The organism is Myxococcus sp. AB025B, from assembly GCF_006518215.1.
GTDB lineage: Bacteria > Myxococcota > Myxococcia > Myxococcales > Myxococcaceae > Myxococcus > Myxococcus fulvus.
Window position 1 is genome coordinate 1 of sequence record NZ_SRLW01000087.1, and the last position, 14,181, is coordinate 14,181.

Below are 14,181 nucleotides of genomic sequence, written 5' to 3' on the forward strand. Positions count from 1 at the left end.
GTCCTGCACCGCCCCCACCCGCTCCAGGTGCGCTCGCACCCGCTGGTAGTCCCGCCACTGCGTCGCCAGTCGCACCAACGGCCCGCTCATCTGCCGCGCGAACAGCGTCGCCGCGATGAGTGCGCCCACGGTGAGTTCCCCGCGCAGCACCGCCTTCGAGCCCACCCACAGCACCAGCGCGCTGCCCATCAGGTCCAACGTCTGCGACACACTCGCGCCAATCGCCCCGTGCATCGCCGCCTTGAAGCCGTGCTGCAGCGACGGCGCCAACAGGCGCTGCATCGTGCGCAGGAAGGGCAGCTCCAACGCATGCGCCTTGAGCGACTCGAAGCCCTTGAATGAGTCCATCAGGTGCGTCTGGTACAGGTCATGCTGTGACAGGTACGCCACCGTGTGGTTGCGCACCTGCCGCCCCACCACCGCCGACACCAACAGGTGCAACGGCATCAACGCCAACGCCAGCACCGCCAGCACCGGCGAGTACAGCGTCAGCACCGTCGCCGTGCTCAACACCAACGCCACGTCGATGGTGATGGCGATGGCGTTGTCGACGATGAACCCGCGCACCAACCCCACCTCGAGGAACCGGTTGAGGATGTCGCTCGTCGTGAAGCGCTGGAACAGGCCCGAGGCCCCATCCAGGATGCGCCGGTACAGCGTCTCCACCACGTCGCGCTCGATGCGCGTGGACGCCTCCAGCACCAGGTAGCTTCGCGCATAGGACAACACCCCGGACATCACCGCCGTCCCGAGCAACCCCACGAGCAGCACGTCGAGCAACGCCGTGTCCGCTCGCATCAACACCCGGTCGATGACGACCTGACTCCCCAGCGGGAACGCCAGCGCCAGCACCTGCAACAGCAGCGACAGCCCCACCAGCTCCGCGATGGCCCAGCGATAGGGACGCAGCAGCACCGAGAAGCGCCCGAGCGCGGACTGCTCGCGCTGCTTCGGGGCCAGCGGCGCCACCGCCGTCGTCATCCGGTCCGACGGCTTGAGCAGCAGCAACATCCCCTTCCACGAGCGCTCGAACGCCTCTCGCGGAATCGTGCGCGTCGCGAACGAAGGGTCCCCCACCACGACCCCCTTGCGGGTCACCCGCCACACCACGACGAAGTGGTGCCGGTCCTGCAAGTGCGCGATGGCCGGCAGGTCCACCGAGCGCAAGAGTTCCCAGTCCGCCTGGATGCCCGTGGTGATGAACCCGAGCTGCTCCCCCGTGCGCGACAGGTCCAACAAGCTGGTGCCGTAGCGGCTCACGCCCGCCAGCTTCATCAGCGAGGGGTAGTCCAGCTCATGGCCGTGGTACCGCGCCACCATGCGCAGGCACGCGGCCCCACAGTCCATGTGCTCCTGCTGTCGGTAGAACGGCACCGGCTTCCATCCCGACGCGGCGCTGGGTCGCTCGGGCAGCTCCAGGGAGGACTCCTCCTCCGGGGGCACCTCGGGTGGCGCGCTCACATCCGTGAGCACCACGTGCGGCCAGCGGTTGAACTGCGCGCTGCTGCGAGCCACCCGTCGCCCCAGCGCCCGGCGGACTCCCGGGAAGCGCAGCAGCACCTCGGCCGTGGCACCTCGGGGCGCGGACAACAGCGTGCTCGGCTCCAGCGCCGTCGCCGCGGCGAAGACGGGCGCATCCAGGAGCAGCGCATCCAGCGCGAAGTCCTCGCCCGGCCCGAGGGCCCGCTCGCCGTAGCGCACCGAGCCCTGGCGCAGCACCCACCACTCCGCCGCCGTGGCCCCCGCGGGCATGAGCACCGTGCCCTCCGCCACCGTGCTCTCCCGGAAGCATGCCGCGAGCCGCAGCGCGCCCTCCGGCTCCACATCCTCGACGAACAGGTCCAGCAACGCCCGGCGCAGCGCGGGGCACAGCAGCGCCTTCAGTCCACCCGTCTCGTCGAGGGCCAGCGCCTCCGTGAACGCAGCACCCGGGACCTCCAGCACCCGCGCGCCACCGCTCGCCACCACATCGAACCCGTGTGTCGCTCCCGCGTCACGCGCGTGCGTGCCGTACAGCTCGCCCGCCGCCACGTGGGTCACCCGGAGGAACGCACCGTGGCTCGCGCCCAGGTGCCCCATCACGAGCATCCCCTCGAGCACCAGGTGCACCGAGTCACACGGCTGCCCTCGCGCCGCCACCAGCTCCTGCGGCGCGAAGACACGGATGCGTCCCGCGCCCTCCAGATGTCGACGGACCTCGTCCGGCAGGATGCGCAGCACCCCGGACACACGTCGTGCATCCAGGGCGAACGTCTCGACGCTGTCCGCGAGCACGCTCATGGCGCCGCCACTCAGTCCTCCACGGAGAAGACGAGCGGCCCCTCGTCCGGACCGTAGAAGTCGAGCAGCTCGCGGTGGTACGCCATCGTCAGTCGGCAGAACGTGATGAGCCTGCGACGGATGCGCGCCTGGTCCGCCGCGGTCAACGGCCCCGAGTCCGCGAACGGCTCCCGCCCGAACTGGTCGTGGTCATCACTGCAGTCCCCCACGTCATGGTCCCGGAAGGGCCCGTACGCCTCCACCGGCAACACCCCGTGCTCGGTGAAGCGCTCCCAGAACTTCCCCACCGTGGCCAGCGCCGTCGGGTCTCCCTCCCCCACGCCGATACAGGCCGAGTACGACAGCGGATCCGCCATGCCCAACCACCGCAGGTGGTTGATGAGCGCCTGCATCGAGATGAGCGGAGACGCCCGCTCCAAATCCACCTCCGTCAACCCCGCCGCCAGCAACCCGCGCTTCAACCACGCGTGGTGCCAGTACTCGAACGACAGGTGCTCGCTCAGGATGGTCTTCAGCCGCTCCGTCGGCTGCGACGCCACCGCCGCGCTCTGGTGCGACGAGGCCGCCAGCGCGAAGTGGTAGTTCTCCAGCAGGTACCCCACCGCCAGGCGCCGCGACACCGGCCCCGTCCAGAACCGGTGCAACATCGCCGACGGCCCCCAGCGCTGCTGCGCGATGCCCGCCAGCGAGCGCAGATGCTCGTAGTACGCCAGCGCGTCCACCTCGAACGCGCTCGTCTGCACCAGCACCGCGCGGTGATACAGGTCCTGCGCCACCGACGACACCAGCTCCAGCCCCAGCTTCGTCTCCCGCGCCAGCTCCGAGAGCGTGCGCTGCCCGTCGAACAGCGGAATCACGCGCCAGGCCTTCTCCGCGCTCTCGCTGTCGATGGTCATCACCTCCCAGGGCTCGCCCTGCGCTCCACCGAGCACCAGCTCGCGCCGCGCGAGCCCGTCGGGACGGACCCAGCTCGCCAGGGACAGCCGCATCGCGGGATGCAGCGGCCCGGGCTCACGCGTCGAGGGATGCCAGGCACGTCCGATGATGGGAAGGTGGCCGCTGCTGTCACTCATGGTTCTCACCGCCTGCTGAAGGGTTGGAAGAAGAAGGAGGAGCCACGAGCGAGACGAGCTCCTGCTGAACGAAGGCGCCCAACGTGTGGCGCGTGACGGCGAGCGCGAGCTCCAGGTCCCAGCCCCGCTCGCGATGCAGCACCTCCGCCACCTGGGCCACCGTCCTCACGCCGTCACAGGCGCGCCAGACGGCATCGGTGCCCTCGTCGAGGTCGAAGTAGTAGTTGTCCAGGATGAGGTGCACCTGGCCCTCCGCGCGGCGCCGCCGCACGCGCAGGTGGGTGACTGGAACGAGCAGGTCCATGGTGCTCATCCCTCGATGACATCCGTGAGCTGGTTGCACAGCCGGATGCACGTCTCCAGATAGGCCTTGAGCGCCTCCGGTTGCGCCCTCAACCGCGCGCCGTCGGGGAACTGGAGCTCCCAGAAGCGCTGCTCGAACGCGCGCGCCTCCGCGTCGCCGCCCGCGGCGAGCTGCCCCAGGATTCTGGTGCGCCACTTGCGGCGGATGTTCGTGCTGCCCCGCGCGTGACAGAAGGCGTCGCAGGTGGAGTTGAGCAGCTCCCGCGCGCGCATCAGCGCCACGTCCGGCTGCTCCATCATCCCGTAGAGGTCCTCGAGCGCGTCGTCGACCTCGCGAATCTTCACCTCCTGCAACCACCGCGACAGCCGAGGGAAGTCGAAGCGGGCGCGGAGCCGCTCCAGGCGGCTGTCGTGCATCAGCGCGACGCCGGTGCGCACGCGGTGGAGGAAGACGATTTCGTCCTCCGTCATCCGCCGCTCCATCATCACGTTGTCCGGCCCACCCTCCTTCAGGTCGAGCGAGGCCAGCTTCGCGGCGAGCCGCTCCACGGCCGCGTCACTCCAGTACTCGAAGTCCACGCGCCGCTTGCCGAGCATGTGCACGGAGAAGAGCGCCTCCCCCGCCTTGTGCAGGCTGGTGCCCTTCGGCTCACCCCCGCCGACGATGAACACGTCGATGTCGGAGAAGGCGTTGCCCATGCCCTCCACCAGGGAGCCGGACAGGAACACCGCGGCCTCCAGCGCGGGCGTCAGGGACTCGAGCGCCAACAGCTGGCCCAGGTCCACACCCAGGAGGTCCACCAGGTCGTCACGCGAAAGCTGCGTCATGAGGGCCGCCACACCGGGAAAAAGAAGAGGAAGGACGGCGCGGGCCCGTTTCCAGGCGGCCCGCGCCCCCCTGCATGAGCCTCAACGGCCCACGCGTTCAGCCTTCACCGGCGAAATCACAGCACCGGGAAGACGCGGCCCGGCCCCTCGAGGATGGGGCCCGTCACCACCGGGCCCGTGACGATGGGACCCGGCAGGGTGACGACGGGGATGTTCGTGGTGGTGATGGCGCCACCGACGACGCACTTCATGGTGTCGGCGGACAGCTTGATGGCAACGCTGCGGGGCTTGTTCATGGTGATGCTCCTTGATGTGTCGGTTGTGACTGCGTGCTACGTGCTGCGTGCTGCACCTGTGGCGGCCACACCCCACCGCCTGAATCGAACGAGTCCCCGCGCGAGGACCGTGCGAGGATGGGTCCCCTGGAATCCGGAGGACCGTGGATGCGTGCCGCTGCCTCGACACCCGTGCTTCGCGTGGGACTCAACAAGGTCGCGCTGCTGCGCTCGTCGCGAGGCAGTGCCGTCCCCGACCTCGGCGAGGCCGCGCGGGTGCTCGTCGAGGGCGGCTGCCGCGCGCTGCTCGTGCACCAGTGGCCGGACCATCGGCACGTGAAGCCCGAGGACGTCTCCGCGCTCTCGCGACTGGAGGTCATCCGTGACGAGCGCGCCTCGCTGCACGTGGGCGGAGACCTGCGCGAGGACCTGGGCGCGCTGCTCGAGCGGACACCCGGCGTCGGCTGCTGGGTGGTGACACCGTTCGAGGCCCAGCACCTCACCACGCAGCGCGGCTGGCGCGCGGAGGATGACCAGGCACGGCTGGCGCACTGGGTGCGCTCGCTCCAGGGGCGCACGCGCATCTCCGTGTTCGTGGACCCGGAGCCGGCGGCCGTGGACCTCGTCGCGCGCGCGGGCGCCGCGGCGGTCGAGCTCAACTGCCGTGCGTATGTCGAAGGCTTCGAGACCCCCGCGCGGGAGCGTGCGCTGGAGGCCCTCACGCTCGCGGCGGACCGGGCGCGTCAGCTCGGGCTGGAGGTCAACGCCGCGCATGACCTGGACCGGCGCCACCTGCCGCCGCTCATCCGCGCGGTGCGCCCCACGCTCGTGTCCGTGGGACATGCCTTCGTGGCCGCGGCGGTCATCGCGGGGCTGCGTGAAGTGCTGCCCGGCTTCCTCCAGGCAGCCTCGGAGGAGTGAGCAGGCTCCGGGTGACGTCACCCAGCCTCGTTGCGTCGCCCGGCGCCAAGGCGAGGCGTTCCTCGTCCGGCACGCCTCGCGGCCAGCGTCCGCTCCCCAGGCTTCACGCGTCATGGCGACACCCCCAGGTCCCGGGTGCCGTGCAGCTCCAGCGCCTCCGCGAGCAACCGCACGCCCGTGGCGTGCAGCACCAGCGCGATGTCCTCGGTCCGTGGATTCACGGGGGCCAACTGGAACGGGGCGTTCGCCAGGAGCAGCAGCGGCATGAGCACGTCCAGGCGCACGCGCCAGTCCGCGTCCCTCCGCGCGCGGGCCTTCACGGACAGCTCGTCGACCAGCCATGCGTCCAGCGCGGCGAAGCGCTGCAACGCCGGCCCGGCCCACGAGGCCCACTCCCACGAGATGCGTCCCTCGCCCTCGCTCACCCGCGCCGCGCCGGCACGCACCAGGTCGTAGAGCCCGCGCGTGCACGTGCGCAGCTTGGCCAGGTCCTCCATGTAGTCGCTGTCGGAGTCCCCGGTGACGGTGGAGCCGCGCGGGTCCAGCAACAGGAAGCGTCCCGTGGCAGGCTCGAACAGCACGTTGTCGTACTTGAAGTCCCCGTGGAACCGCCCCAGGCACGGTGGACGCAGTCGCGCGAGCAACACGGTGTCGCGTTGCAGCTCGCGCATCAGGGACGCCGCGCTCGGGTACACCCGGCCGTGGAGGTCCAGTTGCTCCGCTGAGCACAGCCGGTCGAAGCGCTCGGACATGCCCCGGCCCGCGCTCGCCCTGCGCCAGAACTTGTCCACGTAGCTGACGTGGAAGAAGTCCTCCGGCGCGGGCCGGTGATGGTCCGCGTAGAGCACATCGAAGGCGAAGCCGAGGAGGCTCCGCGTCCCCGAGATGGCCTCGTCCACCGTCAGCGTGCCATCCACCAGCACACGCGACATGTCCGGCCACGGGCAGAAGTCCATGTCGTACTCGGCCCAGTCCTCCCCCGTGCGCACTTCCAACACCCGCGGGAAGTACCCGACGGCCCTGGGCGGCAGTGCCTTCAGCCACGCCACCTCGCGCAGGAGCTTGTCCCGGCCATGCGTGGCGCGCTTGGTGACGCGGTGGCCGTTCACCCGCACGTCGCGCACGACGCCGCGCCAGTCTCCTTCCGACACGGGCCCCCTCATCGCGCCGCCTCCCGCTGGTGACGGAGGACGTCCAGTCCCTCCGTGAGCGTGAGCGGCGGCTCGAACCCGAGCGCGGACAGTCGCGTGGAGCCCAACCGGTTGTCGCGAGGACGCGCCGCGAGTGACGACTCCTTGCGCGCGTGCACCAGCGTCACGTCCAGGTTGAAGGCATGCGCCAGTCGGCGCGCCCACGAGTACTTCGTGGTGGCCTCGGCGCCGCTGAAGTGCAGCACGCCGTGCACGCCTCCCCCCGCGAGGCGCGTGAGAATCGCCGCCACCTCGTCCACGAGCACCGGGTAGCGCACCTGTTCGCCATCCGCGTACACGGGCTGTCCCGCCGCGAGCCGCTCCAGCGTGGACGTGACGAACGTGGCCTTCTCGTCCGGCCCCGCGAGGCCGTAGAGCAGTGGCACGCGCAGCACCAGCACGTCCTCGAGCGTCAGCGCGAGCAGTTCTCCTTCCCGCTTGGTGACACCGTAGTGCTGCAACGGTCGAGGTGCGTCCGTCTCCACGTACGCGCTCGCGGGTGCGCCGTCGAAGACATGGTCCGTGGACACGTAGAGCAGACGGGTGCGCGTGCGTCGGCAGGCCTCCACCACGTGGCCCGTGCCAACCACGTTGGTGGTCGACGCGAGCGTCCGGTGCCGCTCGCAGTCATCGAGATTGCATCGCGCCGCCGCGTGGATGCACACGTCGAAGCGTCCCGCCGCGAAGGCCTCGTCCACGGCGCGTGCGTCGGTGATGTCCAGGCGCTCCAGTCCCTCGCGCGGCGTCGTGCTCCAGGTCCCCACGGCCTGGGCTCCGCTCGTGCGCAGGGCGCGCATCAGGCGACGGCCCAGGAACCCACTCGCCCCCGTAACGAGGACCTTCATGACTCGGCCCCCATGTCCGCTTCGCTGGCGTGCGCGTCGGTGCAGTCCAAGTGCTCGCGCGGCGTCGTGCTCCAGGTCCCCATGGCCTGGGCTCCGCTCGTGCGCAGGGCGCGCACCAACCGCCAGCCCAGGAATCCACTCGCGCCCGTGACAATGACTTTCATGACCCGGCCTCGTGTCCGCCTCGCCGCTACAGCAGCGAAGAGGACGCGCCCCCGCTCGCGCCCAGTGCCGTGCCCAGCAGCGCCAGCCGGTCCGCTCCCGCGCGGGGTCCCGGCACGCCGCACTTCACCGCCGCCACCTTCGTCGCGAAGCGCAGCGCCTCACCGAAGCCCTGCCCCGCGAGCACCGCCGCGATGTAGCCCGCGTGGAACGCATCCCCCGCACCCGTCGTGTCCACCACCTCGCAGGACTCCGCCAACACACGGTGGTGCTCTCCATCCGATGTCCACCCCTCGCACCCCTCCGCGCCCAGCGTGCCCACCACCACGCGCAGCCCTCCAGCCAGCAGCGCCCGCGCGGCCGAAGCCAGCTCCCGCTCCCCCGTCAGCTCGCGCAGCACCTTCCCAGGCGCCACCAGGCTCGTGAGATGCGGCAACAGCGGCCGCGCCTCGTCGGCCACCTCCGCGTCCGCCAACACCGGCAGCCCCCGCGCCCGCGCGTGCTTCGCCAGCGCCAGCGAGAAGACGGGCTCGTGCCCGTCCAGGTACACCAGGCCACACGCCTCCATCGGCGCGGCCTCCACGGCGACGCCATCCATCCGCAGCCGCGCGTCCTTGTGCATCACCAGCGAGCGCGTGCCGTGCGTCGTGTCCACCACGATGGCCGCCGTGTGCTGCGGGCAGTCCTCCACCGTGAGACTTCCATCCACCCGCACGCCCGCCTCCACCAGCGAGCTCTTCGCGAGCCTCCCGAAGTCCCCTCCACCGAAGACACCGAAGTAGCGCGTGGTGACCCCCAGCGCGCCCAGCATCGCCGCCACGTTGGCCCCCTGCCCGCCGCCGAAGAAGCGCAGGCCGTCCGCCTGTACCTTCCCGTCCGTCACCAGCGCCTCGCGCGTGGAGAAGACGATGTCCACCGTGTTGTTGCCGATGACGAGCACTTCCATGTCACCACCCCGTGTCCGCATTGCCTGCCCGCCCCTCGGGCCTCGTCGCTCCCCCGCCGTCGCCACCTAGCGCGCCACCACCGGACGCACCGGCGCCTCCGCATGCAGCCGCCGCAGCACGTCCGTCGCGATGCGCTCGGCCACCTGCTCCGGCCGCAGCTCGCTCGTGTCCACCACCACCCAGCGCTCCTCGGGCGGCAGCAGCGACACGAGGAACTCGTCGTAGGCCTGGTGACGCTCGGGGTTGTCGCGCAGGTACGTGTCCCGCACCGACTTGGAGGGACGCAGCAGCGAGCGCTCCCGCTTCGCCTTCGGCGTGGACGTCAGGTAGTAGTTGAACGCGAACGGGAGGTGCTCATCCCAGATGAGCTGACTGGGCAGCCCCGCCGCCTCCGGATGGAAGAAGCGGTTGCGCCCCACCTGGCTGAGCCAGTGCCGGTCCTGCACCAGGAACCCCGACGGCAGCCCGCGATGACACCGCGCCAGGTCCAGCAGGATGTTCGCCGAGTAGAACCAATCAATCTGGAGCAGGTCCGGCGTGAGCTTCGCCTCGGCCAGGAAGTGGTCGAGGATGGGCAGGTCGTGCACGTAGCAGTGCCCCAGCCGCGCGGGCAGCCCCGCCGCCGACAGGCTCGCGCCCAACAGCTTGCACACCGTCGTCTTGCCCGCGTAGTCCGTGCCTTCAATCAGCAGTCCGTGAATCATGTGCGTGGGCCTCGCTCGCATCAGGGTTGGAGGACGACCTTCAGCGCGCCCGCGGGAGCGCCCTGGCGCCGCGCGTCCACGTCGCAGCCCACCAGCGCCAAGCCCTCCCGGAAGCGCGTCAGCGGCAGCTGGTGCGACACCAATCGGCGCGCGGGGATGACGCCCGAGCCGATGAGGTGCAGCGCGGTGGCGAAGCTGCCGTCCAGCGAATCGATGGAGCCCTGCACGGACAGGCTCCGGTCCGCGATGGCGCCCACGTCCAGCGGCACCTCGTGACGCTTGAGTCCCACCAGCAACACCTGCCCGCCGCGCGAGAGTTTCGGCAGCACGTCCCCCGCCATGCGGCCCGTGGTGTCCACCACCACGTCGAGCGGCGCCGCGTCCCTCGCGTACCGCGCGCACACCTCGTCCAGTGACTCCGCCACCGCCCAGCGTCGGTCCACCACCTCGCGGCACAGCGCCCGCCGCCCCGGCGCGCGCTCCACCAACGTGCCCGTCAGCCCCAGGCTCGACAGCACCCACGCGTACAGCACGCCCATGGGCCCGCCCCCCAGCACCACCGCGCGCAGCGACGGCCGCAGGCGCAGCTGGTTCGCGCCCGTGACGGCGCAGCTCAACGGCTCGGTGAGGCTCGCCTCCTCGAAGCCCACGTGCGCGGGCAGCGTGTAGAGGAAGCGCTCCGTCGTCTTGTGCAGCGGCGCCATCGTCCCGTCCGCGCTGACGCCCGTCTCCGTCTCCCCCTTGCGCTCACAGTGGTTCTGCCGGCCCGAGCGACACAGCCGGCACTGGCCGCAGAAGAAGGTCGGGTCGATGACGACGCGGTCGCCCACCTGCACGTCGCGCACGGCGGGGCCCACGGCCACGACCTCACCCGAGGACTCGTGCCCCAGCACCACCCCGGGCCTGGCCGCGTACTCGCCGCCGATGATGCCCAGGTCCGTGCCGCAGATGCCGGTGGCGCGCACGCGCACCAGCACCTCGTCCCGCACCGGCGCCGCCGGCTCCGCGCGCTCCTGGAGCGACAGCTCCCAGGCCGCTGAATACACCAATGCCCGCATGTGACACGCCCCCTCGAGTCAGCCCACGTCCGCGAGCGCGCGGCCCAACCGCGCGACGATTTCTTCCAGGTCGTCCTGCGTCGCGATGAGCGGCGGACGCACCTTCACCACGTTGCCGAAGCTGTAGCGCGAGCCTCGCAGCACCAGCTGGTGGCGCTCCTGCGCCACGCGGATGAGCGCCAGCGTCTTCTCCACGTCCGGCGAGCCATCCTCCCGGATGATTTCCAGCCCCCACATGTACCCGAGCCCCCGCACGTCCCCGACGCACGGATGACGCGTGGCCAGGGTGCGCAAGAGCTCGCCCAGGATGATTCCGTTGCGACGCACGTTCGCCAGCAGGTGACCGGACGTCATCGCCTTCAGCGTGGCGGACGCCGCGGTGAGCGCCACCGGGTTGCACCCCGAGGTGAAGGAGTGCTCGTGGCTCTCCAGCACGTCCAGCGCGCCCTCGAAGAGCACCGCCGCCACCGGCACGCCGATGCCGCCCAGCCCCTTGGCCAGCGTGACGATGTTCGGCTTGAAGCCCAGCGCCTCCGAGGCGAACAGGTGCCCGGTGCGCCCCATGCCCGTCTGCACCTCGTCCGCGATGAGGAGGATGCCCTTCTCCTCACACAGCTTGTTGAGTGCCTGGAAGTAGCCCGGCGGCGGCACCACGTTGCCGCCGTTGCCCAGCACCGGCTCCACCAGCATGCACGCCACCGAGCCGCTGCTCGCGTACTCCACGAAGTCGCTGATGCGCTCCACGCACAGCATCCCGCAGCCGGGGTACTTCGCCTTGTAGAAGCACCGGTAGCAGTACGGCGCCGGCACCTTCACCGAGTGTGGTGACACCGCCTCCGGGAAGCCCTTGCGCCGGAAGGCGTTGCCCGAAATCGCCGTGGTGAACTGTGTCTGCCCATGATGCGACAGGAACAGACTCAGCACGTCTGTCTTTCCCGTGGCCTTCTGGGCCACCTGCACCGCGCACTCGTTGGCGGTGGAGCCGGTGATGTCGCGCATCCATCCGGCCGTGAGGTGACTCGGGGCATGCGCGAGGAGCTCCGAGAGCACCTGCTTCGCCTGCGCCGCCATCAGCGAGGAGCTGGCGTGCGCCATGCGGCGCAGCTGCTCGACGACGGCCTCCACCACCTCCGGGTGGTCATAGCCGAGCGGCACGTTGAAGGTGCCCGACGCCGCGTCGAGGAACGCCGTGCCGTCCTCGCGCACCAACCGGATGCCGCGTCCCCGGACGAAGCCCTCCGCCCTCGAGACGCCCTCCGTCGCGACTTCGGACGCACCCTCTCGTACATCCGGTCCTTCCCCAGGAAGGACCTTCAGATTGAGACCGGACATGCGCGTTCCCCCGAACGGCATGAAACGTCCCCCCTTGGACGTTTCGAATCCCTGCTGCTGGTGTCTGAACGAGGCCCCTGGAAATCCGTCGGTGAGTCATCATTTTCCCGGCGCTTTTCGCGCGGGCAGCACGCAGGACGCGTCACCTCCCAGTGAAAACAAAGACAGGGGTTGGCCCAGCGCGCATGGGCGGCCAGGATGTCCGCCATGAAGACGGAGCACGTGGAGGAGACGCTGGAGCGCATCGCCCGCGAGGTGGAGTCCACGCCGGGCGGCCTGCTGGCCTTCGACGGAGACGGCACGCTGTGGAGCGGCGACGTCGGCGATGACCTGTTCATGAGCATGACGGGGCACGACGCCGTGCGCGAGGACGTGCGGCCCCGCCTCACGGCTGTCGCCACCCACTACGGCCTGGAGACCGAGGGCAGCCCCAGCACGCTGGCCCGCCGCGTGTTCTCCGCCTTCCAGGCCGGCCGCATCCCGGAGAAGGACATCTGCGAGATGGCCACGTGGGTGGCCGCGGGCTGGACGCTCGAGGCGCTGTCCGCCTTCGCTCGCGGCGTGGTGGAGTCACACGGCGTGGCCGAGCGCGTCCACCCCGAGGTTCACCGTGTCCTGGAGTGGGCACGAGCGCACGACGTGCCCTGTTACGTGGTGAGCGCCTCGCCGCTGGCCGTGGTGCAGGCCGCCGCGCGCGTCGTCGGCATCCCCCCCGAGCAGGTGGTGGCGAGCACGCCCCAGTCCCGCGACGGCGTGGTGTGGACGGACGTGGTGTCGCCCATCCCTTATGGCCCCGGCAAGGTGACGTGCCTCAGGGCCCGCACCCAGCGCCCCCTGTACGCGGCCTTCGGCGACAACGTGTTCGACCTGGAAATGCTCGGTGCGTCCCGGGTGCCGGTGGCGGTGCGTCCCAAGCCCCGGCTGATGGAGCGCGCGGCGAGCCTGCCCTTGCTGGTCCAATTGCACCCGGTGGCCAGTCGCTGACAGCGTCCGCTGGGGAACGCGGCCGGCGAGCTTTTGGGGGCGTCCGCCGCCGCGTCCGTGCTAACTCAGGCGCCCTCACTCACTTCTTCCAATCCGCCACGGAGAGACACAGTCATGCCGCTCATCGCCCTGCGTCCCCTGCTCGACTACGCCGCCGCCAACAACTTCGGGGTCGCCGCGCTCAACGTCAACAACATGGAGCAGATCCAGGCCATCATGGAGGCCGCGCGCGCCACCCAGAGCCCGGCCATCATCCAGGCGTCGCGCGGTGCGCGGAAGTACACCAACGACTTGTTCCTGCGGAACCTGATGCAGGCCGCGGTGGAGCTGTATCCGGAGATTCCGGTGGTCATGCACCAGGACCACGGCAACTCGCCGGAGACGTGTATCAGCGCCATCCGCATGGGCTTCACCAGCGTGATGATGGACGGCTCGCTCGAGGACGACGGCAAGACGCCGTCCAGCTACGAGTACAACGTGGCCGTCACGCGCGAGGTGGTGAACGTGGCGCACCGCTTCGGCGTGTCCGTGGAGGGTGAGCTGGGCGTGCTGGGCTCGCTGGAGCACGGCATGGGCGAGAAGGAGGACGGCCACGGCGCCGAGGGCAAGCTGACGCTGGACCAGCTGCTCACCGACCCGGACCAGGCGGTGGACTTCGTCAACCGCACGGGCATCGACGCGCTCGCCGTCGCGATGGGGACCAGCCACGGCGCCTACAAGTTCTCGCGCAAGCCCAGCGGTGACGTGCTCGCGATGAGCCGCATCGAGGAGATCCACAAGAAGATCCCCAACTGCCACCTGGTGATGCACGGCTCCAGCTCCGTGCCCAAGGAGCTGTGCGACATCATCAACGCCAACGGCGGGCGCATCAAGGAGACCTACGGCGTGCCGGTGGAGGAGATCCAGCGCGGCATCCGCGCGGGCGTGCGCAAAATCAACGTCGACACGGACAACCGCCTGGCCATCACCGGCGCCATCCGCAAGGCGTTCACCGCGAAGCCGGAGGAGTTCGACCCGCGCTACTACCTGACGCCCGCGCGCGCGGCGATGCAGGCCGTGTGCGAGGAGCGCATGAAGCAGTTCGGTCAGGCGGGCCACGCGAAGAAGGTGCCGCACGTCACGCTGGAGCAGATGGCGCGCGACTACGCGGCGGGCAAGTACGGCGACAACGCGCGCCCGGACACCGTCGTCGGCAAGAAGGCGAAGTAGTCACACCGTTCCTTCCGGGGGAGGAGCGCGCTGGATGGCGGCTCCCCCGGAGTGGTGCCTGAAGCAGGCG

At 70.4% G+C, this 14,181-nt stretch carries 15 protein-coding genes; 3 read left to right on the plus strand and 12 right to left on the minus strand.

Going from position 1 to position 14,181, the window contains the following annotated elements:
- The 5 genes from FL311_RS16710 to FL311_RS16730 all read right to left on the minus strand — a co-directional run.
- A partial coding sequence (locus tag FL311_RS16710) for an ABC transporter transmembrane domain-containing protein (RefSeq protein WP_141326131.1) occupies window positions 1-2,280 on the minus strand: 2,280 nt, incomplete at its 3' end.
- 11 nt (window positions 2,281-2,291) lie between these two features.
- On the minus strand, window positions 2,292-3,353 hold the full coding sequence (locus FL311_RS16715) for a hypothetical protein (protein WP_141326132.1): 1,062 nt from the start codon (window positions 3,351-3,353) through the stop codon (window positions 2,292-2,294).
- The gene (locus tag FL311_RS16720; protein WP_141326133.1) at window positions 3,346-3,666 is read right to left on the minus strand and encodes a hypothetical protein; all 321 of its coding nucleotides are present in this window, start codon (window positions 3,664-3,666) and stop codon (window positions 3,346-3,348) included. Before FL311_RS16720 ends, FL311_RS16715 begins: the two co-directional genes overlap by 8 nt.
- Window positions 3,663-4,484 carry a hypothetical protein gene (locus tag FL311_RS16725; RefSeq protein ID WP_141326134.1) on the minus strand — a complete coding sequence of 274 codons (822 nt, stop codon included), beginning with the start codon at window positions 4,482-4,484 and terminating at the stop codon, window positions 3,663-3,665. Before FL311_RS16725 ends, FL311_RS16720 begins: the two co-directional genes overlap by 4 nt.
- Window positions 4,485-4,600: 116 nt before the next feature.
- Window positions 4,601-4,780: a hypothetical protein gene (locus tag FL311_RS16730; protein ID WP_141326135.1), complete on the minus strand. Its 180-nt coding sequence runs from the start codon at window positions 4,778-4,780 to the stop codon at window positions 4,601-4,603.
- A 147-nt stretch (window positions 4,781-4,927) separates the two neighbouring features.
- Here FL311_RS16730 and FL311_RS16735 point away from each other — a divergent pair, with 147 nt between their 5' ends.
- A complete protein-coding gene (locus tag FL311_RS16735; RefSeq protein ID WP_194869231.1) occupies window positions 4,928-5,680 on the plus strand; it encodes a pyridoxine 5'-phosphate synthase in 753 nt (250 codons plus the stop codon).
- Between the two features lie 110 nt (window positions 5,681-5,790).
- Here FL311_RS16735 and FL311_RS16740 read toward each other — a convergent pair whose 3' ends face one another.
- The 7 genes from FL311_RS16740 to FL311_RS16770 form a co-directional block, all read right to left on the minus strand.
- The gene (locus FL311_RS16740) at window positions 5,791-6,831 is read right to left on the minus strand and encodes a phosphotransferase (RefSeq protein WP_141326137.1); all 1,041 of its coding nucleotides are present in this window, start codon (window positions 6,829-6,831) and stop codon (window positions 5,791-5,793) included.
- Between the two features lie 8 nt (window positions 6,832-6,839).
- Complete coding sequence (locus tag FL311_RS16745) at window positions 6,840-7,715, minus strand: SDR family oxidoreductase (protein ID WP_141326138.1); 876 nt, start codon at window positions 7,713-7,715, stop codon at window positions 6,840-6,842.
- Window positions 7,712-7,879 carry an NAD-dependent epimerase/dehydratase family protein gene (locus tag FL311_RS16750; RefSeq protein WP_141326139.1) on the minus strand — a complete coding sequence of 56 codons (168 nt, stop codon included), beginning with the start codon at window positions 7,877-7,879 and terminating at the stop codon, window positions 7,712-7,714. The genes FL311_RS16745 and FL311_RS16750 overlap by 4 nt, the downstream gene beginning before the upstream one ends.
- A gap of 26 nt (window positions 7,880-7,905) precedes the next feature.
- A complete protein-coding gene (locus FL311_RS16755; RefSeq protein WP_194869232.1) occupies window positions 7,906-8,823 on the minus strand; it encodes a carbohydrate kinase family protein in 918 nt (305 codons plus the stop codon).
- Window positions 8,824-8,889: 66 nt separating this feature from the next.
- A complete protein-coding gene (locus FL311_RS16760) occupies window positions 8,890-9,528 on the minus strand; it encodes a hypothetical protein (RefSeq protein WP_141326141.1) in 639 nt (212 codons plus the stop codon).
- 20 nt (window positions 9,529-9,548) lie between these two features.
- Window positions 9,549-10,586 carry a zinc-binding dehydrogenase gene (locus FL311_RS16765; protein WP_141326142.1) on the minus strand — a complete coding sequence of 346 codons (1,038 nt, stop codon included), beginning with the start codon at window positions 10,584-10,586 and terminating at the stop codon, window positions 9,549-9,551.
- Between the two features lie 18 nt (window positions 10,587-10,604).
- Complete coding sequence (locus tag FL311_RS16770; RefSeq protein WP_141326143.1) at window positions 10,605-11,918, minus strand: aspartate aminotransferase family protein; 1,314 nt, start codon at window positions 11,916-11,918, stop codon at window positions 10,605-10,607.
- 207 nt (window positions 11,919-12,125) lie between these two features.
- Between FL311_RS16770 and FL311_RS16775 the strand changes: the two genes are divergently transcribed.
- Window positions 12,126-12,902: an HAD family phosphatase gene (locus FL311_RS16775; protein ID WP_141326144.1), complete on the plus strand. Its 777-nt coding sequence runs from the start codon at window positions 12,126-12,128 to the stop codon at window positions 12,900-12,902.
- 114 nt (window positions 12,903-13,016) lie between these two features.
- Window positions 13,017-14,111 (plus strand): class II fructose-bisphosphate aldolase, encoded by a 1,095-nt coding sequence (gene fba, locus FL311_RS16780; protein WP_141326145.1) that lies wholly within the window; start codon window positions 13,017-13,019, stop codon window positions 14,109-14,111.
- The last annotated feature ends 70 nt before the right edge of the window (window positions 14,112-14,181 follow it).

Excerpts from the sequence above, each read along its gene's own strand:
- FL311_RS16715 (WP_141326132.1), bottom strand. The coding sequence starts at position 3,353 with ATGAGTGACAGCAGCGGCCACCTTCCCATCATCGGACGTGCCTGGCAT.
- FL311_RS16720 (WP_141326133.1), bottom strand. The coding sequence starts at position 3,666 with ATGAGCACCATGGACCTGCTCGTTCCAGTCACCCACCTGCGCGTGCGG.
- FL311_RS16725 (WP_141326134.1), bottom strand. The coding sequence starts at position 4,484 with ATGACGCAGCTTTCGCGTGACGACCTGGTGGACCTCCTGGGTGTGGAC.
- FL311_RS16730 (WP_141326135.1), bottom strand. The coding sequence starts at position 4,780 with ATGAACAAGCCCCGCAGCGTTGCCATCAAGCTGTCCGCCGACACCATG.
- FL311_RS16735 (WP_194869231.1), top strand. The coding sequence starts at position 4,928 with ATGCGTGCCGCTGCCTCGACACCCGTGCTTCGCGTGGGACTCAACAAG.
- FL311_RS16745 (WP_141326138.1), bottom strand. The coding sequence starts at position 7,715 with ATGAAGGTCCTCGTTACGGGGGCGAGTGGGTTCCTGGGCCGTCGCCTG.
- FL311_RS16750 (WP_141326139.1), bottom strand. The coding sequence starts at position 7,879 with ATGAAAGTCATTGTCACGGGCGCGAGTGGATTCCTGGGCTGGCGGTTG.
- FL311_RS16755 (WP_194869232.1), bottom strand. The coding sequence starts at position 8,823 with ATGGAAGTGCTCGTCATCGGCAACAACACGGTGGACATCGTCTTCTCC.
- FL311_RS16760 (WP_141326141.1), bottom strand. The coding sequence starts at position 9,528 with ATGATTCACGGACTGCTGATTGAAGGCACGGACTACGCGGGCAAGACG.
- FL311_RS16765 (WP_141326142.1), bottom strand. The coding sequence starts at position 10,586 with ATGCGGGCATTGGTGTATTCAGCGGCCTGGGAGCTGTCGCTCCAGGAG.
- FL311_RS16770 (WP_141326143.1), bottom strand. The coding sequence starts at position 11,918 with ATGTCCGGTCTCAATCTGAAGGTCCTTCCTGGGGAAGGACCGGATGTA.
- FL311_RS16775 (WP_141326144.1), top strand. The coding sequence starts at position 12,126 with ATGAAGACGGAGCACGTGGAGGAGACGCTGGAGCGCATCGCCCGCGAG.
- fba (WP_141326145.1), top strand. The coding sequence starts at position 13,017 with ATGCCGCTCATCGCCCTGCGTCCCCTGCTCGACTACGCCGCCGCCAAC.